General features: G+C 47.7%; 22 protein-coding genes and 1 pseudogene. 10 read left to right on the top strand and 13 right to left on the bottom strand.

What is annotated here, in order from left to right; all coding sequences use genetic code 11:
- Positions 1-77: 77 nt before the first annotated feature.
- Both H6F77_RS18130 and H6F77_RS18125 read right to left on the bottom strand, forming a co-directional pair.
- Positions 78-1,019: an isoaspartyl peptidase/L-asparaginase gene (locus tag H6F77_RS18130; protein ID WP_190489950.1), complete on the bottom strand. Its 942-nt coding sequence runs from the start codon at positions 1,017-1,019 to the stop codon at positions 78-80.
- A 51-nt stretch (positions 1,020-1,070) separates the two neighbouring features.
- Positions 1,071-1,226, bottom strand: coding sequence for a DUF2256 domain-containing protein (locus H6F77_RS18125; RefSeq protein WP_190489949.1), 156 nt, complete (start codon positions 1,224-1,226; stop codon positions 1,071-1,073).
- Between the two features lie 39 nt (positions 1,227-1,265).
- On the opposite strand from H6F77_RS18125, the gene H6F77_RS18120 reads away from it, so the two are divergent.
- Together H6F77_RS18120 and H6F77_RS28735 are read left to right on the top strand one after the other, a co-directional pair.
- Positions 1,266-2,033: an RNA methyltransferase gene (locus H6F77_RS18120; protein WP_190489948.1), complete on the top strand. Its 768-nt coding sequence runs from the start codon at positions 1,266-1,268 to the stop codon at positions 2,031-2,033.
- Positions 2,034-2,139: 106 nt separating this feature from the next.
- Positions 2,140-3,759: a serine hydrolase gene (locus H6F77_RS28735; RefSeq protein WP_309228872.1), complete on the top strand. Its 1,620-nt coding sequence runs from the start codon at positions 2,140-2,142 to the stop codon at positions 3,757-3,759.
- 67 nt (positions 3,760-3,826) lie between these two features.
- Here the strand turns inward: H6F77_RS28735 and obgE are convergent, their stop codons facing one another.
- Both obgE and H6F77_RS18105 read right to left on the bottom strand, forming a co-directional pair.
- Positions 3,827-4,831, bottom strand: coding sequence for a GTPase ObgE (gene obgE / locus H6F77_RS18110; protein ID WP_190489947.1), 1,005 nt, complete (start codon positions 4,829-4,831; stop codon positions 3,827-3,829).
- A gap of 189 nt (positions 4,832-5,020) precedes the next feature.
- Positions 5,021-5,719: a Mo-dependent nitrogenase C-terminal domain-containing protein gene (locus H6F77_RS18105; protein ID WP_190489946.1), complete on the bottom strand. Its 699-nt coding sequence runs from the start codon at positions 5,717-5,719 to the stop codon at positions 5,021-5,023.
- Positions 5,720-5,830: 111 nt separating this feature from the next.
- Here H6F77_RS18105 and H6F77_RS18100 point away from each other — a divergent pair, with 111 nt between their 5' ends.
- The 3 genes from H6F77_RS18100 (at position 5,831) to H6F77_RS18090 (ending at position 7,266) form a co-directional block, all read left to right on the top strand.
- On the top strand, positions 5,831-6,202 hold the full coding sequence (locus H6F77_RS18100; RefSeq protein ID WP_190489945.1) for an EamA family transporter: 372 nt from the start codon (positions 5,831-5,833) through the stop codon (positions 6,200-6,202).
- A gap of 357 nt (positions 6,203-6,559) precedes the next feature.
- Positions 6,560-6,754 carry an NblA/ycf18 family protein gene (locus H6F77_RS18095; RefSeq protein ID WP_190489944.1) on the top strand — a complete coding sequence of 65 codons (195 nt, stop codon included), beginning with the start codon at positions 6,560-6,562 and terminating at the stop codon, positions 6,752-6,754.
- A gap of 332 nt (positions 6,755-7,086) precedes the next feature.
- A complete protein-coding gene (locus tag H6F77_RS18090) occupies positions 7,087-7,266 on the top strand; it encodes a hypothetical protein (protein ID WP_206753478.1) in 180 nt (59 codons plus the stop codon).
- Here H6F77_RS18090 and H6F77_RS18085 read toward each other — a convergent pair.
- From H6F77_RS18085 to H6F77_RS18065, 5 genes are all read right to left on the bottom strand, one after another.
- Positions 7,263-8,798, bottom strand: coding sequence for a serine/threonine protein kinase (locus H6F77_RS18085; RefSeq protein WP_190489942.1), 1,536 nt, complete (start codon positions 8,796-8,798; stop codon positions 7,263-7,265). The two genes, H6F77_RS18090 and H6F77_RS18085, sit on opposite strands and share 4 nt — an antisense overlap.
- 363 nt (positions 8,799-9,161) lie before the next feature.
- Positions 9,162-9,620, bottom strand: coding sequence for a hypothetical protein (locus H6F77_RS18080; protein ID WP_190489941.1), 459 nt, complete (start codon positions 9,618-9,620; stop codon positions 9,162-9,164).
- Positions 9,621-9,904: 284 nt separating this feature from the next.
- Positions 9,905-11,134, bottom strand: coding sequence for an anhydro-N-acetylmuramic acid kinase (locus tag H6F77_RS18075; protein WP_190489940.1), 1,230 nt, complete (start codon positions 11,132-11,134; stop codon positions 9,905-9,907).
- Between the two features lie 280 nt (positions 11,135-11,414).
- Positions 11,415-11,846, bottom strand: a complete 432-nt coding sequence (locus H6F77_RS18070; RefSeq protein WP_199321403.1) for an adenine nucleotide alpha hydrolase family protein — start codon at positions 11,844-11,846, stop codon at positions 11,415-11,417.
- Between the two features lie 9 nt (positions 11,847-11,855).
- Complete coding sequence (locus H6F77_RS18065; RefSeq protein WP_190489939.1) at positions 11,856-12,062, bottom strand: hypothetical protein; 207 nt, start codon at positions 12,060-12,062, stop codon at positions 11,856-11,858.
- Positions 12,063-12,074: 12 nt separating this feature from the next.
- On the opposite strand from H6F77_RS18065, the gene H6F77_RS28940 reads away from it, so the two are divergent.
- Genes H6F77_RS28940 through H6F77_RS18055 form a run of 3 tightly spaced genes read left to right on the top strand, consistent with a single transcriptional unit; the run spans position 12,075 to position 13,486 of the window.
- Entirely contained in the window at positions 12,075-12,197 is a 123-nt protein-coding gene (locus tag H6F77_RS28940; RefSeq protein WP_375335953.1) for a hypothetical protein, read from the top strand.
- A 45-nt stretch (positions 12,198-12,242) separates the two neighbouring features.
- Positions 12,243-12,647 (top strand): LuxR C-terminal-related transcriptional regulator, encoded by a 405-nt coding sequence (locus H6F77_RS18060; RefSeq protein WP_375335952.1) that lies wholly within the window; start codon positions 12,243-12,245, stop codon positions 12,645-12,647.
- A gap of 29 nt (positions 12,648-12,676) precedes the next feature.
- Positions 12,677-13,486, top strand: a complete 810-nt coding sequence (locus H6F77_RS18055; protein WP_190489938.1) for a pentapeptide repeat-containing protein — start codon at positions 12,677-12,679, stop codon at positions 13,484-13,486.
- A 112-nt stretch (positions 13,487-13,598) separates the two neighbouring features.
- On the opposite strand, the gene priA is transcribed toward H6F77_RS18055, so the two are convergent.
- Positions 13,599-16,127 (bottom strand): primosomal protein N', encoded by a 2,529-nt coding sequence (gene priA, locus H6F77_RS18050; protein WP_190489937.1) that lies wholly within the window; start codon positions 16,125-16,127, stop codon positions 13,599-13,601.
- Positions 16,128-16,813: 686 nt separating this feature from the next.
- Between priA and H6F77_RS18045 the strand changes: the two genes are divergently transcribed.
- Positions 16,814-17,920, top strand: coding sequence for an RNA polymerase sigma factor, RpoD/SigA family (locus tag H6F77_RS18045; RefSeq protein ID WP_190489936.1), 1,107 nt, complete (start codon positions 16,814-16,816; stop codon positions 17,918-17,920).
- 164 nt (positions 17,921-18,084) lie between these two features.
- A complete protein-coding gene (locus tag H6F77_RS18040; RefSeq protein ID WP_190489935.1) occupies positions 18,085-18,573 on the top strand; it encodes a GNAT family N-acetyltransferase in 489 nt (162 codons plus the stop codon).
- Between the two features lies 1 nt (position 18,574).
- Here H6F77_RS18040 and H6F77_RS18035 read toward each other — a convergent pair whose 3' ends face one another.
- The 3 genes and pseudogenes from H6F77_RS18035 to H6F77_RS18025 all read right to left on the bottom strand — a co-directional run.
- Complete coding sequence (locus tag H6F77_RS18035) at positions 18,575-21,172, bottom strand: ATP-binding protein (RefSeq protein WP_190489934.1); 2,598 nt, start codon at positions 21,170-21,172, stop codon at positions 18,575-18,577.
- A 2-nt stretch (positions 21,173-21,174) separates the two neighbouring features.
- A complete protein-coding gene (locus tag H6F77_RS18030; protein ID WP_190489933.1) occupies positions 21,175-22,176 on the bottom strand; it encodes an ABC transporter substrate-binding protein in 1,002 nt (333 codons plus the stop codon).
- 34 nt (positions 22,177-22,210) lie between these two features.
- Positions 22,211-22,515, bottom strand: a pseudogene (locus tag H6F77_RS18025) (ABC transporter substrate-binding protein); the annotation flags it as partial.

The following is a 22,515-nucleotide window of genomic DNA, read 5'->3' as shown; positions in this document are numbered from 1 at the left end:
AGAACAAAGATAGCAGCCGCTGCGCTCCTGAACGAGGCAAATTTTCAAAACGTGAAAGATTTGCCTCGTTCAACTATTTACAAAGAGCCAGTTAGCTTACCATCAGACCATTCCAAAGTGTCGCCAATTTGTTTGCCATCGTGATAAGCAGCGAGGAGGACTTCGCTAGTTTTACCCCAAGCGATCGCGCCCGTCGCATCTAATCCAATAGCCCCCAAATCGCGCTGACGCTTGCGTGCTTCAACCATCGACTTCTCAAACGCCTGCGCCAAAGGCACCCCATCAGTTACCCGCACCACAATTCGCGCCGCCAAACACTCATCAATAATATCTTCGCCAATTCCCGTACAACTAATAGCAGCATCCGCCGTAGCATAATTACCAGCAGGCATAGCCGAATCGCTCACCCTGCCAATCCGTTCAAACCCCTTGCCACCAGTTGAAGTACCTGCTGCCAAGCGTCCTCGCTCGTCCAGAGCTACTACGCCAATGGTACCGACCCTAGCAGTTGTTTCGCTAACCAATTCTGTTTCAGCCACCACCCCAGCAGCTTCTTTGACAAAGTTTTCGTCGCGCTCTTGAATCCACTCCTGCAAACGGATTTCAGTCAGGGGATTGTAGATAGGAACTTGTAGTTCTCGCAGCAGTTCAGCTGAGCCAATATCAGATAAAACTCGGTCGTGGGAGTCTTGCAAAGCTTGTGCCAACTCAATCGGATGTTGGACGCGAGAAACATTGATCACCCCGCTCAAGCGCTGGTAAGCACCATCCATCAATGAAGCGCTCATGCGGATCTGACCATCGGATTGTAGAACCGAACCCGTCCCCGCATTAAAACGGGGATCGTCCTCTAACATCTGGCAACCGCGCACTACAGCGTCAGTCGCACTTGCACCAGCTAGAAGGAGAGCATAAACTTCTTCTACTACCGTGTAGAGCGATCGCCTGACCACTTCAACTCCTCCCTTACCCTTGAGAGAACTACCAGCACCACCGTGGATAATCAGCTTAGGTTGCACTTATAACTCCATCTCTTCTTTCTCTTACTCTGCTTCCTCTGCGGTTCGTTCTTATTTTTGAGCCTCAGACCTACGACGGCGACAACGCTCCGAGCAGTATTTCACATCATCCCAGCAATCTGCCCATTTTTTGCGCCAAGTGAAGGGACGTTGACATACCGGACAAATTTTTGTGGGCAAATCTGATTTAGAGCGTGCCTTAGCCATGTTAAGTTAACGATACAATTCCCTTTTAATTTTAGAAATATGGGGGAGCAAAGATTAGCGGCGGTGAGGATAGTGTTAGTAGAACCAGCGGGAGCGCGAAACGTCGGCGCGATCGCCAGGGTGATGAAAAATATGGGTATCGAGCAGTTGGTGCTGGTGAATCCCCAGTGCGATCGCCTATCAAAAGAAGCCCGAGACATGGCGGTTCATGCTGCCGATATTTTGGAATCTGCCCTAGAGGTGCCGACCTTGCCCCAAGCTTTGCAAGGATGCAAAAGAGCGATCGCCACTACTGCACGTCCTCGAACGATCCCCACCGAGCTAGAAAGCCCTAGAAGCACATTGCCCTGGTTATTGGAAGAACCAGAGCCATCAGCCTTAATTTTTGGCCCAGAATACCGGGGACTGAGCAATGTTGAACTTAATTATGCCCAGCGATTTGTATTCATTCAGGCAAATCCGGAGTATCCTTCTTTAAATCTGGCCACTGCTGTGGCTATTTGCTGTTACGAGCTATATCAGTATGCCCATCAGTTAAGATTCCAGAGTCCATCGGAAACTTCTCCCGCTCCCCCAATGTCTCCTGAAGCTCCTTTAGAAGTTTTGGAGGAGTATTATCAGCAGCTAGAAGCTGTGTTATTAAAGATTGGATACCTTTATCCCCACACAGCTGCCAGCCGCATGGAAAAATTTCGACGCTTGTTTCATAGAGCAAGCCTAACAGAGACAGAAGTGGGTATGCTGCGAGGGATTCTCAGCCAGATGGAGTGGGCACTAAAATCTTTACCCCACCAGGAAAAGCAATAGCGATCGCCTCTGGACGCAACAGCTCGTAAAATTAAGCAAAGTAAAAGGTATTTTGTTCGTGCGAACTAATAGAAAAATTAATAATTGGTAAAGTGAGGAGTTAGTAGTGGCAGCGTCTATAGACAACGATCGCGATCGGGCAAATTCTCCGCCTTCTACCGGGCGCGAACGCACAACCCGCGCCGCACGGCGACAGCAGCTACAACAAAGGCAAGAGACACGATTGAGGACGCCCGCAGGAACAGCGCCCTTGCAGAAGTTGATAATTCACACGGATATAAGACCTCAAAGCTCGTCGGGCGCCAGAATAGGGCGGCTGTCTGGTAGGGTATCCCGGCAGGAACGCCAATCTGCTTCAACGAGGTTGGCGCAGGCGAAGCCAGGTCAGCTAAACTCTGTACCCCTGACGAGGCAGCCAGATAACTCAGTAATCCAAGCCCCCTTCACGCAGCCGTCCCAGCCCCCCCGCAATCGTCGTTCGGTTCGCGACGTGGGGGAGAGTAGGGCATACGCCAAGGGCGATCGCAAACGAATTGCCCCAAAAAATCAGGATTCTATCCCTAGAAACGCCAAACCTAGACGCGATGAATCCCGTCCCTACAACTCGAAACCACCAGCTAAGAATTCAACCCGCCGCGTTTCCCCGCTTTTGTACGCCGCCCGCTTGCTAATTTTGGGCGTGGGAGTAGGCGCGATCGCTGGTACTCTTTTATCCGCCTCCGACCCAGCAGCTCACCTAGATGAGAAAAATGCCTCTAACAAGTCAGGAGTAGAGGCGCGATCGCTCGGCGCGTCTAAGTCAGCAGATAAAACTCAGGAAGCGCTAGTTCACTCGGCTCCCAGCACGCTAGGGACTATCAAACTCGCTCAGGAAATTACACCTTTTACCTCATATCTAGAGGCTCTTGTCAAGCAAAATCCTAAGTTGCAACCAGGCGTGTTTTTGGTAGATATCGATACGGGCGCTTACTTCGATTCAGAGGGCGACTCCACATTTTCTGCCGCCAGTACAATTAAGCTGCCGATTCTCGTTGCTTTCTTTCAGGACGTGGATGAGGGAAAAATTCGTCTGGATGAAAAGTTAACGCTAAAGCGGCAAATGGTTGGCAGCGGTTCGGGCGATTTGCAATACAAAAAGCTCGGAACAAAGTACACGGCGTTGGAAGTGGCAACTAAGATGATGGCGATTAGCGATAACACCGCCACTAATATGCTGATAGCTCGTATGGGTGGTGCTTCAGCTCTCAATCAGCGGTTTCGCTCGTGGGGGTTGACAGCAACAGCAATTCAGAATCCGCTACCCGATTTGGAAGGAACCAACACGACCAGCCCCAAAGAATTGGCCAATGTAATGGCACTGGTTAATCAAGGGGATTTAGTTTCGATGCCATCGCGCGATCGCATGCTGGATATCATGCAACGAACCGTGACTAATTCCATGCTGCCCAAAGGGCTGGGAAATGGTGCCACCATTTCCCACAAAACTGGCGATATTGGCTCCCTCGTCGCCGACGTTGGCCTAATTGATATGCCCAGTGGCAAGCGTTACATCGCCGCGGTTATGGTGAAACGCCCGCACAACGATAATCGCGCCCAAGAGCTAATTCGCAAAATATCTCGCGCCGCTTATCAATATTTTGACACTGGGGCGTTTTCCCCCAGTTTGCCTCCATCGCCTTCAACTACCACCCCAGTCGCTAAGCCTCCGGCTACAAGAAACGGTTAACAGTTGAGAAGAGAGGTTTGGGTTTTGAGTTAATAATTCCCAGCTCTTAACTCTCAACTCATGGCTCCTAACTGGTAACAACTAACATATCTAGAGTTTGCCAAATTTCTTGCAACAGAGGCTCCAGCCCGACGCGGGCTACAGCTGAAATGGTGAAGACGGGCGACTTACTTAGCCTCTTGAGCTGGGTAGCGATCGCTTCATAACTTTCTGGCGAGACAGCATCCACTTTGTTGAGCGCCACAATTTGCGGACGACTCGATAAACCGCGTCCGTAAGCTTGCAACTCTTGCTGAATCGTTTGATAAGCAGCAATCGGGTCTTCTTGGGTCGCATCAATCAAATGCAGCAACACCCTCGTGCGCTCAATATGGCGCAGAAAATCGTGACCCAAACCAGCTCCGCTGGCGGCTCCAGCAATTAGCCCTGGAATGTCAGCAAAAACAGTACCGTCGCCGCTGGGTTTACGCACCACGCCTAAATTCGGCACTAGGGTTGTAAATGGATAATCTGCTACCTTGGGACGTGCAGCTGAAATGGCAGAAATCAGGGTAGACTTACCAGCATTTGGTAAACCAATAATTCCCACTTCAGCTAACAGCTTTAATTCCAGACGCAGTTGCCGTTGTTCACCGGGCAAACCCGGTAAAGCATACTCGGGTGCGCGATTGCGATTGCTTAGGAAGTGCTGATTTCCCAGTCCCCCCTTGCCACCTTGGGCGATAACTATAGTCTGTCCGGGCGAAACTAAATCGCCGATCTGTTCTTCGGTTTCTATATCGTAGACAGTTGTGCCGCAGGGAACTTGAATAATGCGATCGCTACCCGCCGCACCCGTCCGATTACTCGGCCCTCCGCGCCCTCCATCCTCAGCCTTGAATCGGTGGTTGTATCTAAAGTCCAGCAAGGTTTGCAGATTTTCAACCGCCTCTAAAATTACCGATCCCCCACGACCGCCATTCCCACCAGCAGGCCCTCCCGCCGGGACGTACTTCTCCCGCCGGAACGCCACAATCCCATCGCCGCCGTTGCCAGCCTCAACCTGAATTTCTGCCTGATCGATAAATTGCATAATTTTTGTTAATTGTTAATTTCTAATTGGGCATGGGAGTCCGGGCTCCGGACTCCGGCGAGAAGGGGAGATTGGAAGAATATTGTCTCAACGCCAATAAGTTCGCCTCTTCCCACTGGGAGAGTGCGAGATTAAACTCAAAAAACGAAGCTAAGAACTCAATCCCCCTGCTCCATGCCCCATGCCCCATTAGTAATAGTTCGATACATCTTCCTTGCAATCATCTGCCAGATAAGACAAAGCACGGAAGCGTAGACCTACTAACTGATCGTAGAGGGGATTGAGCTTGCACAGGGGTGGAATGTGTACAACCTTGTGGCCGAATAACTTAATATCTCGCTCAAACGGGCACTGCGCGGGAATCATTTTGCACAAAAATCGCGCCACCTGGGGGTCGTCAACATTTAGATCGTCTAGCCATACCCGCACTGGTCGCAGCACATCTGGGTGTGGTAAAGCAGATGATTGCTCACGATTCAACTGGGCTGTTTTTTCGCCTCCACCCTCACTTTCCGGAGGATGGTGCATAGTATGCCGCAGCGCCTCTAACGCCTTCGGTTTGTGTCCCAGAGCCTGAAAAAACTGCCGCAACAATTTATCTTCACTAAAGGAATATATGCCATCTGCAACAGCTACCATTACCGCGGTACGCAAGAAATTTTCTGTGATATTAGCGTCATTACCCAAAGCATCTGCCAATTCCTTGGGGGTAATTGGTTCTATGGAACAAAAATTGATGGCAGGAGCCAGTTCATCAGTCGTCAGCGCAGCAATTAAATTCTGTTCTTCGGCATCAAAGTCGCCATCTGCCCACGCAATTGCAAGTAAGCCACGCAGCCAAGCCGCAACTTGCTCGCTGGTGTAGTTTGATTGAATAGCTTTCGTCATTAGGATATCTGAATGTAATCTAGGGAGGAAATTTCTGAGTTAATCCTAACTCTGGCTTGGCTAAATCTGGCGTAAACTAGGAGACTGAACTAATCATGCCAGGATGTTGCTGTGACTCCAAAAGAGTTGGGATTATTCCTCATTTCGCTCCTAGCTAGTGTTGCGGGGCAATTTTTTCTGAAGTCCGGGGCAAATAAGCTGGGAGCAGTCAATGCCAGCAATGCAGTCAGCCTTGTTTTGAATATCGTGAAGACACCAGAACTTTTGGCTGGGCTTACTTGCTATGGTTTGGGTGCAGTTTTTTACATATTGGTGCTTACGCGCGTGGATCTCAGCGTTGCTGGCCCCGCGATCGCCCTCTCCTACGTTTTTGCACTTTTAGTGGGCTTGTTCGTTTTTAAAGAAGTCATTCCTATTACTCGCTATATTGGTTTGGGCCTGATTGTCGCTGGCGTCATCTTGGTGATTTTTAAAAAGGCATAGCTAATGGGGAATAGGTAATAGGTGAGAATTCTTTGCTGCCCCCCTATCGGTGTCTTCCTCTATAGGCAGCTACCTTAAGTACATATACTCAGCTATTTGTTCATTTTGAGCAATTTAGCTGCTGAAAACTTGATAAAAATACCATCATCCTCTAATGGAAACATATGAGGATGATTTTCCATCTTTGGATTTAAGGGAAGTACCTACCTAGACGGATGGGCAGTTTGTCAAATACTTGTTATCTTTCTTAATAACAAGGGAAAAGACAGAACGGTGAAGGCCTTAAAGCTCTAGCCTGTCTGGGCTGATAATACCTTCCAAAAACAAACTCTAATTTTTTAAACCTCGGAGTTAGCCATGAGTCAACCTATTGAACTATCTCTGGAACAACAATTCAGCATCCGCTCTTTTGAAACGCAGGTTCAAAACATGAGCCGCGAACAAGCCCAAGACTTCTTGGTGAAGCTGTATGAGCAAATGGTTATGCGCGAAGCTACCTATAAGCATCTTCTCAAGCACCAATGGGGCTTAGAGCCTGGAGCTGGATACTAATAGCATGGGTATCGCGGGTCGGCGACCTCCGTCTCTTGCTTTGTTCCACCGAGGAAAGGAGCTGGGGATGCTGGGGCGTCAACTTAAAAATACGGCGATTCCAATGAACTGCCTTTTTGAACTGCCTTTTTTTTGTTATGTTTTGCGCGTTAGTTGCGCCGCCTATTTCAGGGGCAAAACTGAAGGATGATATTTTTCAATTAATTAAATAGTTCAAGTTTCTTGATAAGCGACAGATATTCTATGAGACAAGTCGCGAAAGAGCCAAGGACAGATTAACGTCGCTCAAAATTTGCTCCAAGCTGTTTGCAAGCAACTTGCCGATCCCTTCTGTGGCAAGTAAGGTAATAGAGCAGCAGCCGGAACTACAGGCTTTAATTATATGGAGAGTGAATTCTCCTTGGATATTGGCGCGATCGCTATTTGCTACGCTAAGAAGAGCCGCAGCTACAATTTTTCCCACCCCACAGATTTTAGATTTTAGTCCGCAATTCACTACAAAATTGCTCTAGCCTGAGATATCGGAGGTAGAATCCGTGTGAATGGCTTCTAACTTCATAAGAATCTTGGGTTTGAGTTTATCGAACTCCTGCTTAAGCAGAGTTTTACTCATTTGCGGTTGGGCAGCTGATACCAGCGTCTGGCTCGTATTAGCCCAATCTTGCAGCATTTTACGTTGGGCAGGTGCAATGGTTGAAGTCATCACGTTGGCACAGTAATGGGGTTCTTCCAATGCAAAGAACAACAGACGATAGCATCCAGATTCTCCCATCAGTCGAGCCATTTCCTGACCCAGAGGCGTCTTGAGGTCTAGGTAGCAAGGCAGCCAGCGAGGGCCTATTTCACGATTGTGCAGCGCGGTAATCCACAGCACCATTGGATGAGGAGACATCAAAAACAGAAACTGGTTGTAGCGGGTAGTAATTGAGCGATTCTCAATCTCGTGCTTGTGCAGCATAACCCACAAGGTTGCTAAAACTTCCCTGCTGGTACGAATTAGATGGGGAAATACGATTTCGGCGTGGGGTTTGTCTTTCGGCCAGGAAGTAAGCCGACACACTTGATCGGCAGAGGGGGCAGCTTGTGGTTGCGCGATCGCGATCGCAGGCAGCTTGGAGAGCCTTTCCTCTATGCGTTGACCAAGTTGTCGGGCGTGACCAAAGCGCTGCTCTAAGGGCGCTAAGGCTTGCAGTACCTCACTAGCGCTTTGGGGGCGATCGCTTGCTGCTTTTGCCAGACAGCGCATCACCAAATTTTCTAACACATGCGGCAATTTCAGGTTCGGGTTAACCGACTCAAAGGTTTTAGGGGGTGTAAAGTGATGGGCTTTGTACCACGCACCGAACGAGTGAGTTTCTGCCAGGATAGGCATCTCACCAGTCAGCATTTCAAACATCATCACGCCCAGACTGTATAAGTCAGAACGGTTGTCTAGTTCCCTCCCCTCCATTTGTTCGGGCGAACAATAGGCGAGAGTGCCCATAAACGAATTGGTTCCAGAACTGTCGGACTGTAGAAGTTTGGCAATTCCAAAGTCGAGAATTTTGACCAACTCGCCGAACGAGTGGTCTTGCAGAACCAGAATATTGCTCGGCTTAATATCCCTATGAATAATTGGGCAAAGTACGCCCTCAATAAGAATCCCTTGGTGAGCGCACTCCAGCCCCAAACAAATTTGGCGAACGATACTCAAAAATCGCGATATGGACAGGGAGCGCGGCTTGATGACATCGCTGAGACTTTCCCCTTTGAGGAATTCCATGACGTAGAAGGGGACTTCGTTTTCGTCCACGCCATAGTCCCTGACTCGGACGATGTGAATGCTTTTTTCACCGAGTATGGCGCAGATGGTAGCTTCTCGCTCAAAACGCTCGCGCATTTTGTTATTCAAAAGTGTCTGGGAGAGAAACTTGACTGCTACGGTAACGCCTCCCAGTAACATATCCCTAGCTTGATAAACCCGACCCATTGCACCTTTGCCTACCAACTCCACGAGTTGATAGCGATTGGCAAGTAAGCGACCATTGTTGGGGTCTGTCGTCATGATGAAGACTCCGATACTTTGGAGCAGTTGTAGAAGCTATTTATTGATGGGGTTCCCATTGCTCCGCATGAGAGTTGGATTTTTGGATTGAAAGAAGTTGCCAGAATCATCCCCTAGCCGCACGAACCCGTGCAGGGATGCCCCGCAGCCCCCTACTAAAGTTTAAAATTTAAACCTTGCCCACCTCACACCAAACCAATGCTGGCCAATTTTCCGTCTGTGAGTAGAGAGTAGGGATCTTTATCCAGCAAGCAGGATAAACGATGAATAAAGAATTTCTTCATTCTGCCGCACAACTCCCAAATTCAGCCTGACGTATAGCACGACCACTGTTTCTGGCCACGAAATAAAGACGACCTACGATTAAGAATAATGTGATTCTGGCTGACGCTCCAGAGTTGCCTCCATCGAGCTGGTTAAATAATGACCTGCCATGATGCCGGAAGAGAGGTAGTAGGTGTTGTTGTCTAGCCTGTGCAGGGTTTCAAAGCCGCTGCGTCGCTGGCGATCGCCCAGTACCCAATACCTTTGCACTATCGTTTGCGGCGCAACCCAGCCCTCACCTTCAACACGCCCTAATACGCTGTGCTGTAGTACAAATGTATACTGGCGTTCCCCAGCATCTAAACGACCTCGATACTGAAATGAAATCTCAGAGCGATCGCTGCCGGGAAAGCTCAACTTCATTACCATCGTGTACCAGTTCTCTTTCCCCCAGGCCACTAAAGTTTTGCCCTTTACAGTAATGGGCATCTCATTCCGCTCCAGCCAATTCCCCTGGAGCGTCCAGCGTCCTGCCTCCATTAAAAATGTGTGAGCCACAATTGTCCACCTTGCCCCCGGATTTGGAACACCGCCATGACCGCAATTAACAATTAGCAATTAGCAGGTAGGCTAATGACTAAGCTTGCAAGATGAGCATGAAAGGCGGCAAATTAAGTATAAGTATATTAAGTCAATGAAAGGGGTTCAAGATTATCCACCATAATTAATATGTACTTTAACCTTAAATTCCTTTCACTGTCAAATTGACTTATTACTAATATTAATACAATATTTTTTCCCCTTAATTCCCTAACCCAACTGCCATAGCCTTGCTGGGGTAATCAAGACACGCCATCTGGGGGAATGTAGTGGTGAATTTCTCCCAGCAGGACTGCCGAGAGTGCCCCGGTGACTTGGGGAAGATTTCCGGGTATACCCAATTGACGCCAGTAGCCCAAGATGGCAAAGGCGATCGCTTCTTTGTAATCTGCGCTCAACCCTTCTTCATCTGTAGTCAAAACTGGCACTGGTGCAAGCGTTGCAGCCAGCCGCTGTTTTAAGTATACATTCCGGCTACCACCGCCACAAAGTAAAACCCGGTCTGGCATTTTTGGCAAAAAAGTTCGGTACTCTCTGGCAATTGAAGCAACCGTCAGTTCCGTTAATGTCGCTAGGAGATCGGACGGACTAAGTTGATAACCTTGTGCATCTGTCAAGCACTGCTGTAAATACCCCGGCCCAAATAGCTCTTTACCTGTGGATTTGGGTGGCGACTGCTGGAAGTATTCTTGACGCAGCCATTGTTCTACCAACTCTAGGCAGGGAGTTCCCCCGGCTGCGATCGCTCCGCCTTCGTCGTAGGTTTTTGTCCCGCCAGATATCTGTTTTACAGCCAAATCTAGCAGAGCATTACCGGGGCCAGTGTCCCAACCGCAGATGCCTTCATCCCAATTTTTACCCGTCCGTGCGGGTAGATAAGTCACGTTGCCGATACCACCAATGTTTTGAATGCAACGAGACTCAGTTGGATGACTGAGCAAATAGGCGTCTACTTTAGATACGAGGGGAGCGCCTTCACCGCCAGCGACAATATCAGCAACTCGGAAGTTACTCACAGTAGCAATTCCTGTGAGATGGGCAATCAAAGCACCTCTCCCGATCTGAAGGCTGTAGCCCAAAATTGGAGATTGGGAATTCGTAATTTCCAGTCCTTGTCTCAACGCCGATTTATTGCGTCTCTCAGTACCCAATGCCTTTTTTGGAGGTCGGTGGTAGACAGTTTGGCCGTGAGAGCCTATTAAATCAGCTTGGGGATAGCCCCTGTTAATGGCGATCGCGGCATTAGCAAAGGCAACTGCGATCGCGTCATCAAGGAAGGCAAACTCCTCCATCGAAACACATTTACCTTCGCAAACTTCTAGGATTTTCTCTCGAAGGGCAGGGTTATATGGGTAGGTCTCTCCAGCCAGCAGATCTACTTTTATATCCGCATCCGTACCAGATATTTCTACTAAGGCGGCATCAATTCCATCTACTGATGTGCCGCTGATTAAACCAATTACTTTTGTCATTCTTTAGCGTGTTAGTTGACTGTCAAACATCAACAGCGAACGGTTATTCTATTAATTAACTAATAACCTTTTTATCTTTACACGTTGTATGTAAATCTATCCTAATTTTACCCAAAAAATATTATGTAAATCTTTGTAAAACTACTTGTGTTGTGCAAAAGAACATCATAATATAGTAATTGTATTTGTCTAACCAAATGCTTGCCAAAAGTAAGTGGTTGACGCGCATGGGACGTTTGTCCCGTGCGCGGGGTGAAGAAGAAAAATAGCAATGAAAGTTTTACTCTTCGGGTGGCAAGCGGTTGGAAGAAGTGAGCTTTTCACTACCAATAATGTGCAAATCAATGTTTTTGAGCAAGCTTACTAACTGTTGAGTTAAAGAGCCTCGCACTAAGAGTTTCCAGCGCGCTCGCTGGCTTTCAGCGAAAACAATTTGGGTGATGTGGTATTTTTTAGCTACATCAGCGATCGCCTGAGCAATATTATAATTTTTGATACGCAAAAATTCACCCCCAAATTCCACGCACAGCTTTTGGGCAGTTTCAATATGCAAGCTTTCTTCCTTGGTAAGGAATCGCGCTGGGTGGGCGACAAAAACCGCATAAAGGGGGGCATTCATGTAGCCAGCAAGACGTGCCCCGCGTCGCAATAGTTGTAGCGAGTTGGGATAAGTGGAAATGCACAACAGGAAATTTTTATCAATGAATTGCACTAAATTAGCCTATAAGTTCCGACGCCAAAGCAAAAAAGCTACCATCAAAAGAGGAATTAATCCCAGCAAACCCCACAGTAACATCGCTGGGCCATCACCTATTAAATTGCTTACATTCAAGCTACCTCCAAATTTATTATTCTGCGATGCAGTTAATATCAGTTGTCCAGCTAGCGATCCGTCGAAACTTTTGATAAAACTAATCATTGCATTCATAATTAACCTCACTTGGCAATATTAAATGTTTGGGCAATTGGCCCTAAAGCTAGAACGGGAAAGAATCTGCTTTTAGATGTGGGATTGCCTGGAGTTGGCGGTGTGGAAGCTTGTCGCCTGCTTAAGCAAGAATAGCCAAATTTACCGATATTAGTTTTAACGTCTCATTCTGAAAAAAAAGTGATATCGCGACTAATTGAAGCAGGCGCACACGGGTACTGTCTCAAAGGAATAGAAGTATCTGTTTTAGTATTGGCGCTGCGTTCTGTCGCTGCGGGAGCATTGTGGTGGGATGCAACTGGAACAGCAGAAATTCGCGCTGCTTTTGGCGCTAATCAATCAACTGCTTCAAAGCCAAAGCCACTTTTAGCAAATCCGCTCACTAGGCGACAACAGGAAATTTTAGCATTAATTGCTGCTGGTAAAACTAATCAGGAAATTGGCGTTCTTTTGCATATTACTGCTGGGACCGTGAGAGTACACGTCCATGCAATATTGCAGAAAGTGGAAATACGCGATCGCACTCAAGCCGCCGTTTTAGCCATCCAAAAACAACTGGTAGCAGCCGACTTGTTAGCAAAATAGAATAGAATTAATGCGATCGCATTAATCCCATGCCAGAAAATTCCGATCGGCCCAAAGATTCCGACGCTGTACTTGGCGGTCAGATTTCCCCCCTATTAGGTAGCGCAGTTTTGGGAGGATTACCTGGAGTCAAGCAGCGGTTCGCAAGTAACGCAGTAGAGCAGCGGATTGCGGCGCTGAACGAGGCAGTCAAATATGGAGATGCAGGCTTGGAGTTAATAATTCAGGCACTTGACGATCGCGCAAAGCAGGTGCGGGATATTGCCTGCTTAGTATTTCGTACCAGGGTGGAACAACTTGCGCTACTTGAGAAGGGTGTAGCTATTTGGAATAAGTGGAGGGCGCATTGTCGGAACCTAGAGGGTTTAGATGTAGACCTGAGCGGAGTTAAACTCAGCGGCGCTAACCTCACCCAGGCTAACCTCAGTAGAGCTAATCTCACCCAGGCTAAGTTCATCGGGGCTAACCTCACCCAGGCTAACCTCACCCAGGCTAAGTTCATCGGGGCTAACCTCACCCAGGCTAACCTCACCCAGGCTAAGTTCATCGGGGCTAACCTCACCCAGGCTAAGTTCATCGGGGCTAACCTGGATAGTGCTAATCTCAGCGGAGCTGACCTCAGTTGGACTAATCTCAGTGGGGCTAACCTCAGCAAGGCTAATCTCAGTGGGGCTGAGTTCATCGGCGCTAACGTTATCGACGCTAACGTGGATAGTGCTAATTTCAGCGGAGCTGACCTCAGTTGGACTAATCTCAGTGGGGCTAACCTCAGCAAGGCTAATCTCAGTGGGGCTAAACTCCAGCGAGCAATTATGCCTGATGGCACAGTACATAATTAGCGATCGCCCCAAATAACACTAGAGACGTTGCATACAGCAGATTTAACTTTGATGGTCAGCAGCGAACATTAGTCCGGCGATGCCCACCACTAAAGAAACTAACCTGCTACCATCACATCAGATTCAGCGGGTCAACATCAATTGTCAAGCTGACTTCAGGAGGACAGAGCGATCGCACTTCATTCCAATCTGGCAAAGAGGGCAGCGCGGAGGCATCAAATTTTACCAAAATCTGCCAGCGATACTTATTAGCCACTCGCATAATACCCGCTGGTGCTGGCCCCAAAATCTCATATCTAGTTTGCCCCTCCTCTTCTGTACGCAAAGATGCTGCAACTATCTGGGCAGCGTTGGCTACTTCTGTTGCATCTAAGCTGCTTAACTTCAACAGAATCAACCGACCGTAAGGCGGGTAGTTCAGCATCGCTCGTTGTATTAATTCTGTCTCAACAAACGATGCATGCTCGTGCCGCCGCACTGCCTCAATTACTGCGTGTTCTGGCGAGTATGTTTGAATAATTACTCGACCTGGGTCATCGCCTCGACCCGACCGACCTGCAACCTGAGTTAGAGTTTGAAACGCCCTTTCTGACGCCCGATAGTCTGGTAGATGCAGCAATCCATCGGCGGCGACAACTCCCACAAGCGTCACTTGCGGTAAATCTAACCCTTTGGTGAGCATTTGCGTGCCAACTAATAAATCAGCTTCTTTGTTGGCAAATCGCGTTAGCAGGGTGCGGTGCGCTCCTTTAGTGCGAGTCGTGTCGCTGTCAAATCGGATTAAGCGTAAATCGGGGAACTGTTGGGCTAATTCCTGCGCGACTCGCTGCGTGCCGCTACCGAAGAATTTTAGATAGGGGGAACTGCATTCTGGGCAACTTTGAGGCTGCGATCGCACGAAGTTACAGTAATGACACCGCAACAGTTCCGGCGCTCCCTCGTGGGTGTGATGATATGCCAGCGATACGTCGCAGTTAGGGCACTCTATAGGATTGCCGCAACTCCGACAAGAAACGAAGGTACTGTGTCCCCGTCGATGGATAAATAAAATCCCCTGCTTGCCCTCATCTTGCAGTTGTTGCAACGCATCATGCAGCGACCTACTAAATATTGAGCGGTTCCCCTGCTGCAACTCCTGCCTCATATCCACTATTTCCACTGGCGGCAAAGGTCGCGATTGGATGCGCTCTGGCAAAGAAAGATAATAAGATTTTGGATTTTCGGCTGCTTCCTCGTCCTCCGCTCCCCTTACCTCTATCCAAGTCTCTAGGGATGGGGTAGCTGAACCCAGAACAAGCGGACAATTCTCTAACTCAGCACGCCACAGCGCAACCGTGCGGGCGTGGTAGGTGGGGGCTGGTTGGTCTTGCTTGAAGCTGTCGTCGTGTTCTTCATCTAAGAGTATTAAACCCAAATTTGGTAGCGGAGCGAACACGGCGGAGCGAGTGCCAATTACTACCTGGGCGGTTCCGGTAAGCATTTGCCGCCAAGTGTCGTAGCGTTCGCCATCGGAAAGGGCGCTGTGATAGACGCAAACTTTGTTACCAAATCTGGCGCGGAATCTGTCTGTAAGTTGCGGCGTCAGGCCAATTTCAGGAACTAGGACTAGGGCAGATTGCCCCCGTGCGAGTATGGGAGCGATCGCCTGCAAGTATACTTCTGTCTTCCCGCTCCCCGTTACCCCGTGCAACAACACTTGGGCAAATCCCGATAACCCCGTTATGACTTTTAGTGCATCTGACTGAGATTTTGTCAAGTCCTTCGGGCGATCGCCTGCCAAAACTGGTTCCGCCGATGTCCGCAACAATTCCCGCTCTTGAATGACAACGCAGCCTTTTTGTTCTAGGGTCTTGAGCGTCGAGGAACTGGCATTACAAATCTGCAATAACTCAGTCTGCCACAAATCGCCCCCGCGACGCCGCAGCACTTCCAAAATTTCCCTTTGGCGAACCGTCACCTCAGCCGGGAATTCATCGACTATTAGCGTTACCGCTTTCTGAAGTTTCGGTTTTTGGGTTCTGGGAGCTTCCATGTAGCTTTCCACCCAACCAGAGCGCAACAACTCGCGCAAGCCGCGATACGCTCCTTTTACCCCGCGCTGGAGGTATTGCCAGCTATAGTCTCCATCTGGTTGAGATTGCAGGAGTTGCAGAATTTGACGCGCTGCTGGACTTAGAAAAGCATCTGCTCCCGTTCCCCCTGGCGATCGCTCATCTTTGAGGCGGATTCTCCGTTGCGATCGCCCCAGCAACCCAGGCGGAAGGGCTACTTTAATCACTTGAATTAGCGGCGTATAGTAGTAGTTAGCCAGTCGATTTAGCAATTCCCAGTAGCAAGGGGGGAAAAACCCTTTAGCGGCTACATCCTCTACATTTTTAATTTTTTCGATTGGGAAATCTGCTGGCGGATCGGATAAAAGACGGATAGCGATCGCTCCCACCTGCTGCGGGCCAAACGGCACGCTCAGAATATCTCCGGGGCTTACTTCCAACTCAGCGGGTAGCCTATAAGTATATAGTCCCTGCGCCCCCGGACAATCTACCAAAACTTCTACAAAACCAACGGCGGCCAAATTTGTATCGTATGAACCCCCAGGCTCGGCCACAACCAGAGGATATAGACCAAAATACTGATTTGACATGGGGGTTTAGTCTCAAGATCTCTCGAATGGCGGATTTTTTAGATCAATTTATTTTAGCTGAACCAACGACTAATAATATTTATCTCCGATGCCTGACGACTTTGTGCTTTTCTGACCATTGATAGAGAGTGAAGCTATGAATTATATGAGATCCTGTTTTCGTAACCAACTTAATTTTAAAAAGCTTAAAGCTTCCATCGCTGAGGAAAGATTAAAGGTAGCAAATGTACTCAGTTAGAGTAGTATTGCTTACTTTTTCTAGAAAATTCCTCATTTTAGCCTTGAGTGAAGGATAACCTTTACTGATGGGCGCTAATTTTCAAAAAATCGCACAAACAAAAAACTTTTTACATTTTTGTAGTCAGGAGGACAATCAGCAGCGCAATTTTTGATAGCCTTGAAAACATTATTTTCAAATTTCCTCTATTTGGGGAATCAATCTTCAATTTTCGCGCCCAGACATTAATAGCCCGTCGGGATATGGTTTTAAACATCAAGATTAGCAAAATTCCGACAGAAAAAATTTGACGCTGGGTCGCAAATACCCGGTATAGGTACAGTCCGCTACGGATATGTACAAGCAGACTCTTGGTAGCGTTTGTGCAAACGCTATCGGTAAACATTACATAGATACAGAGCAGCCGTTCTAAAACCCTCGGTTTATCCAACCATACTAAGAGCTTGTTATGAATATTGCCTCGTTAACCGGAATCGAACCGCTCGAATCTACAGTCGATATTACTCCCGATCTCGAAGAAACCGACCTTAGTGCTGTTGAAGCAGAACTAGGAGATTTGGCGGAAGAATTGGCAGAAGCACGCCCATCTGGATATCGCAAAAGTGTCTCCGATGATACGGTAGGAGCATTTTTTAAGGAAATGGCACGCTATCCGCTACTCAAACCAGAAGAAGAGGTAGAGTTAGCCCATCGCGTGCAATTTTTAGTGGAATTTGAAGCGCTGGAAAAACGCTTGCGTAAAGAGTTGGGACACGGGGCTTCCAAAGCAGAAGTCGCTGCCGCAGCTGGAATGACAGAAAAACAGCTGGAACATCGCCTATATCGCGGTCGCGTGGCTAAACGCAAGATGATTCGCTCGAATTTGCGCCTGGTAGTTTCAATTGCTAAAAGGTATTTGAATAGGGGCGTTCAATTCCTAGATTTGATTCAGGAAGGCGCACTGGGATTAAATCGAGCTACGGAAAAGTTCGATCCAGATAAAGGTTACAAGTTTTCTACTTATGCCTATTGGTGGATTCGTCAGGCAATCACGCGGACTATAGCAAATGATGCGCGGACAATTAGATTGCCGATTCACATTGTCGAGAAGCTAAATAAACTTAAAAAAGCCCAGCGGGAATTGAAGCAAAAGCTGCATCGCAATCCCAGCGAGGAGGAGATGGCAGTGGCGCTGGAAATTTCGCCAGAACATCTGCGCCAGTTGTTGCAGTTGAGGAGGCGATCGCTCTCTCTAAACCATAGAGTTGGTAAGGGCGCTGAGACGGAACTGGTAGACTTGCTCGAAGATAGCGATAACCAGTCTCCCGAAGATCAGATGAGCGAATCCATGATGCGCCAAGAAATTTGGGAGGTTTTGGGCGACGTACTGACTGAGAGGGAGAAAGATGTTATTGCTTTGCGTTATGGTTTGACTAGCAGCGAACCCTACACGCTAGAAGAAGTGGGCTGTTTGTTCAATCTGTCTCGCGAACGGGTGCGTCAAATTCAAAGCAAAGCGATGCGAAAACTGCGCCGCCCCCAAATTGCCAAACGCTTGAAAGGTTGGCTCAGCTAGGATTTAGGATTGGGGATTTTGGAGGATAATCTAAAATCTAAAATTGCCCCTTCAGTACGGTGGGCACTGTCCAACTATCCACTTCAGCTTTAAGATTGGCAGACAAGGATTTGGGATTTTGGAGGATAATCTAAAATCTAAAATCTAAAATCTAAAATTGACAGATGTCTTCCAATTTAACTTTGCGCCCAGCCCAGCCAAGTGATGTACCTGCCCTGTTTAATTTAATAAAAGCGTTGGCGGAGTACGAGAAACTATCTCACGCTGTCACTGGTAGTGTTGATGCGCTCAACAAACACCTTTTTGGCGATCGCTCTTATGTAGAGGCGATTCTAGCTGAATATGCTGGGCAAGCGGTTGGCTTTGCCCTATTTTTTCATAACTATTCGACCTTTCTAACCAAGCCGGGAATTTATCTCGAAGATTTGTTTGTTTTACCAGAGTACCGCCGTCAGGGAATAGGGAAAGAACTGCTGGGATATCTGGCGCGGTTAGCAGTTGAACGCGACTGCGGACGGTTGGAATGGAGTGTTTTGGATTGGAACGAGCCAGCGATCGCTTTTTATCGTCGTATGGGTGCTTCAGTCTTACCAGATTGGCGGATTTGTCGCGTAGAAGGCGATGCGATCGCGATTCTTGCGGCTAAAGGTTAGGCTAAATTTTAGTGGGAATCTGAATTATGAACTCAGCACCTTTACCGGGTGCTGAAATACATTGCAATTTCCCCCCATGTTTGTCAACAACAATTTGGTAGCTAATCGCTAAACCAAGCCCAGTTCCTTTGCCAATTTTTTTCGTCGTGAAAAATGGGTCAAATAATCTTTGCTGAACTTCTGGCGTTATACCCAAACCATTATCAATAATTCGGATTTCTACAAATTGAGGATGGGGAACTTGTCCTCTTGTCCCCACCCTTGTATGAATGCAGATCTTACCGGGGTTGTGTTTAATTTCTTCTGGCAAGCGTTTATTATTGTAATCATCTATAGCATCAATGGCATTAGTAAGAAGATTCATAAAAACTTGATTTAGTTGTCCGGCATAGCACTCGACTAAAGGCAAATTTCCATATTCTTTAATAACCAAAATTTCAGGATGTCCCGGCTTATGTTTGAGTTGATTTTGCAAAATAACGAGGGTATTATCGATCCCCTCGTGGATATCAACTGCTTTCATCTGGGCTTCATCCAAACGGGAGAAGTTCCTCAAAGAAAGAACAATTTGACGAATCCGTTCTGCGCCAAGTTTCATAGAAGACAGAATTTTCTGAAAGTCCTCAGCGAGGAAGTCGAGTTCAATGTTTTCAATATGCTCTTGAATTTCAAATGAGGGAGTGGGGTAGTGTCGCTGGTACAGATGCACCAAATCTAGTAACTCCTCAAGGTATTGATTGGCAGGCGTGACGTTGCCATAAATAAAGTTAACTGGATTATTGATTTCATGGGCAACTCCAGCCACCAAATGACCCAGCGAAGACATTTTTTCAGTCTGAATTAATTGGCTTTGAGTTTGTTGCAGCTCGTGTAGCGTTTGCTCCAACTCTTTGGCTTTGTCGCGATATTGCGCTTCAGCCTTTTGGATCTCCTCAAATAGGCGGGCATTTTCCAGCGCGGTGGCAATTTGTCCAGCTAGAGTGTTGAAGGTTTCGAGATCGGTTTGACTAAAGCGATCGCTACGTTTATCTTCAATGTTAAGTACCCCAAGTAGAGTACCCCGCGCGATCAGCGGCACCGCCACAACTGATGCAGCGTCGCTATCATTGAGCCAGATTGTTTCATAGTTTCGGGCTGCACGGGCTACCACGCTGCGATCGCAGTCGAGGGAGATAATTAGATCTTGCCCGATCCTATCGTGGTTGCCAGAGTCAACCCGTGCGAGCAGTTGGTGCGTAGATTTATCTAACAGATAAATTTGAACATAGTCTAGGCCGAAGCGATTTTTCATTAAAGCGATCGCCTCGCGCAACAGCAGTTCCGAGTCTAGGAGCGATCGCGAAAGTTCGCTCACCGCAACGGTTACACGTTGACTCGCCTCTAGTTCGCGGGTGCGCTCTTCTAAACCCTGGAGTAGTTTACCGACCTGCTCTGCCATCTTATTAAAACTGAAGGCTAAGAGGCCAATTTCGTCCTTTGATTTAATGTAAGCACGAGCTGCGAGGTTGCCAGCAGTAAATTCGCTAACGCTGTCAGTTAGGTAAATCAAAGGTTTAGCTAGCAGTTGTCCGGTCGTCACAGCAGTGATGACAACTGCACCTGCAATAATCAAAGCAAGCAACAAAGTGTCGCGGATTTGAGCTTCAATTGGCGCTAAAAATACCGCTTGCGGTTGGACGAAAACCACAAACCAGGTTTGCGTCTTTAACTTAACCGCTGCTGCTGAATCCAGCTTGCTAGTAGCGTCTACGGGGGTTGTAAAGAAAGGGGTTTTTGTAGCGTTTGCCAGACCGCGCTCAAAAGCAGGCAGATTCGTAGAGAGGTCTGCCATCGACCGATGCGGCAACCGTCCCGCTGCTTGCAAAGCTTTCACTTGGGCAGGCGGTAATGGCGTCACCGATTTAAAAGTTAATTCTGGTGCGTTGCCGTGAGCTAAACGGATGTGGTTTTCATCAAGCAAAATCGCAAACGAATCGCGTCCTGCTATTATGTCGCTATTTTGAGTAACTAATCGTTGAACTACGGCAGCGTTATAACGGATACGCAGGACGCCGATCGTCTTCCCAGACGCATTCCGCACCGGGCTGCTGAAATAAAGACTAGCCGTATTATTGGTTGGGGAATAAGTGATGGGGGAGACATAAGGTAAGCCTGTTTTAAGTGGTTCTCGAAAGTAATCCCGGTCTGATTTGTCTTTCCCTATATCCGGTGTAAATGTATCAATAACATCTCGCCCCCGATCGTCGAGTAGGGCGTATGAGGAGATATTCAAAGTATCTTTACGGCTGAGAGAGAGTAAGGTCGCCTCAACTTCTGCGGTAATACGTTGTCTTTCTTTGACAGTTAAACTTAAATATTTGCCTAAAACTGGTAACTGAGCCTCCACGCGGACAGCATCCATATTGCTAGTGATGAAAGCATCAATACTCAAAGCAGTTTGGGATGCTGCTGCAAAGAGAGTTTGGTTGGCATTTTTGGTTAGCGCTTGCTGCGTAGTTCGTTGATTCCAGGATGCCAGCACGAGCAGGGGGAGGAGGGCAACGCCCAAGAAAGAAAAGATTAGCTTACTGCGGAGGGTAGAGAGGTGGAACGGTTTCACGGTTAGCTTTCTCCTTGCAACTGCTTAATAAAAGACGGATTAATCAGTTTTTGAATGTCAGGCGCAGTGCTTAACCCTCCTGTGCGAGTATAAAAGTCGGCGTACAATTTAGCTGTATGATACAGCGACTCTGTTGTTGAACCTGGAGTAAATGCCTTTAAGTTGTCTTGCAAAGTAGACAACTGGATGCCGTCTATTGAAATGGTTTCAGGTTTAATATTCAGGGTTTTGGCAATTATTGCTTTGCTTTCTTCTGGATTAGCTTTCCAGTAGTTTTGGGCTTGGAACCAAGCGCGAATAAATGCTTTCACATCTTGAGGGCGATCGCGTAGCACATTGCCCTGAAACACGATGACATCTGCAATCAACCCAGGCATCTGCTTACTGGTGAATAGCACTTTAGCCCCAGATTTGACTGCTTGAGACACATAGGGTTCCCAGGTTTGCCCTGCTTGAATTTCACCACTTTTTAAGAAAGCTGGAATTGCTCCCGCTTCTATATTGACTAAGCTGACATCTTGAGTAGAAAGACCTTTAGTTTCTAGTATCTTGGTGACAAACAGTTCTCCAAAATCACCTAACTTAGTGCCGATTCGCTTGCCCTTCAAATCAGCCACGCTTTTTATATCGCGCTGAACTACCATTGCGTCAGCACCAGCTGATTGGTCAGTTACTAAAACAATTTTTGTCTCTGGGTTTTGCCCAAGCTTACTCATAACGCTACCTAATGGCACAGCAACCCCATCATTTTTATTAGCACTGAAGTTAGACACGGGTACGAGAAAGTTTTCTGAATAAATGGGTTCGACTTTAACACCCTGCGCTTGGAAGAACCCTTTTTCTTGAGCGATCGCTATTGGAAAGTGTCCAGCCCAGAGACTATATCCGACCCTAAGAGGCAAAGACTGTTGGCGGGAAGTTACGGTTGTCGTGCCATTGCAGGCGGTGACTAGCACAATGCTGAGTAATAAAAGAGATACAAAGCGTAGAAATCTCGATTTCATGCTAAAACCTGTTGATGTGTGTGACTCAAGGCGGTCAACTTCCTGGCTGCAACTGCTGCACAAAGGACGGATCGAGTAGTTTTTGAATGTCCGGCGCAGTGTTTAGCCCTCCAGTGCGAATATAAAAGTCGGCGTACAATTTGGCGGTATGGTACAACGACTCGGCTGTAGAACCGGGAGTAAAAGCTTTTAAGTTGTCTTGTAAGGTGAACAACTGGACTCCATCGGTGGAAACTTCTTCAGGTTTGATGGATAGCGTTTTCGCAATGAGTGTCTTGCTTTCCTCTGGATTCGCCTTCCAGTAGTCTTGAGCTTGAAACCAAGCGCGAATAAATGCTT

Source organism: Microcoleus sp. FACHB-831 (assembly GCF_014695585.1).
Lineage (GTDB): Bacteria > Cyanobacteriota > Cyanobacteriia > Cyanobacteriales > FACHB-T130 > FACHB-831.
Note: the sequence above shows the minus strand (reverse complement) of the source record. Positions and strands in the feature narration are given on the sequence as shown.

Bases quoted from the DNA above. Each gene is read 5' to 3' on its own strand.
- H6F77_RS18125 (WP_190489949.1), bottom strand. From the start codon at position 1,226: ATGGCTAAGGCACGCTCTAAATCAGATTTGCCCACAAAAATTTGTCCG.
- H6F77_RS18120 (WP_190489948.1), top strand. From the start codon at position 1,266: ATGGGGGAGCAAAGATTAGCGGCGGTGAGGATAGTGTTAGTAGAACCA.
- obgE (WP_190489947.1), bottom strand. From the start codon at position 4,831: ATGCAATTTATCGATCAGGCAGAAATTCAGGTTGAGGCTGGCAACGGC.
- H6F77_RS18105 (WP_190489946.1), bottom strand. From the start codon at position 5,719: ATGACGAAAGCTATTCAATCAAACTACACCAGCGAGCAAGTTGCGGCT.
- H6F77_RS18095 (WP_190489944.1), top strand. From the start codon at position 6,560: ATGAGTCAACCTATTGAACTATCTCTGGAACAACAATTCAGCATCCGC.
- H6F77_RS18085 (WP_190489942.1), bottom strand. From the start codon at position 8,798: ATGACGACAGACCCCAACAATGGTCGCTTACTTGCCAATCGCTATCAA.
- H6F77_RS18075 (WP_190489940.1), bottom strand. From the start codon at position 11,134: ATGACAAAAGTAATTGGTTTAATCAGCGGCACATCAGTAGATGGAATT.
- H6F77_RS18065 (WP_190489939.1), bottom strand. From the start codon at position 12,062: ATGAATGCAATGATTAGTTTTATCAAAAGTTTCGACGGATCGCTAGCT.
- H6F77_RS18055 (WP_190489938.1), top strand. From the start codon at position 12,677: ATGCCAGAAAATTCCGATCGGCCCAAAGATTCCGACGCTGTACTTGGC.
- priA (WP_190489937.1), bottom strand. From the start codon at position 16,127: ATGTCAAATCAGTATTTTGGTCTATATCCTCTGGTTGTGGCCGAGCCT.
- H6F77_RS18045 (WP_190489936.1), top strand. From the start codon at position 16,814: ATGAATATTGCCTCGTTAACCGGAATCGAACCGCTCGAATCTACAGTC.
- H6F77_RS18040 (WP_190489935.1), top strand. From the start codon at position 18,085: ATGTCTTCCAATTTAACTTTGCGCCCAGCCCAGCCAAGTGATGTACCT.
- H6F77_RS18030 (WP_190489933.1), bottom strand. From the start codon at position 22,176: ATGAAATCGAGATTTCTACGCTTTGTATCTCTTTTATTACTCAGCATT.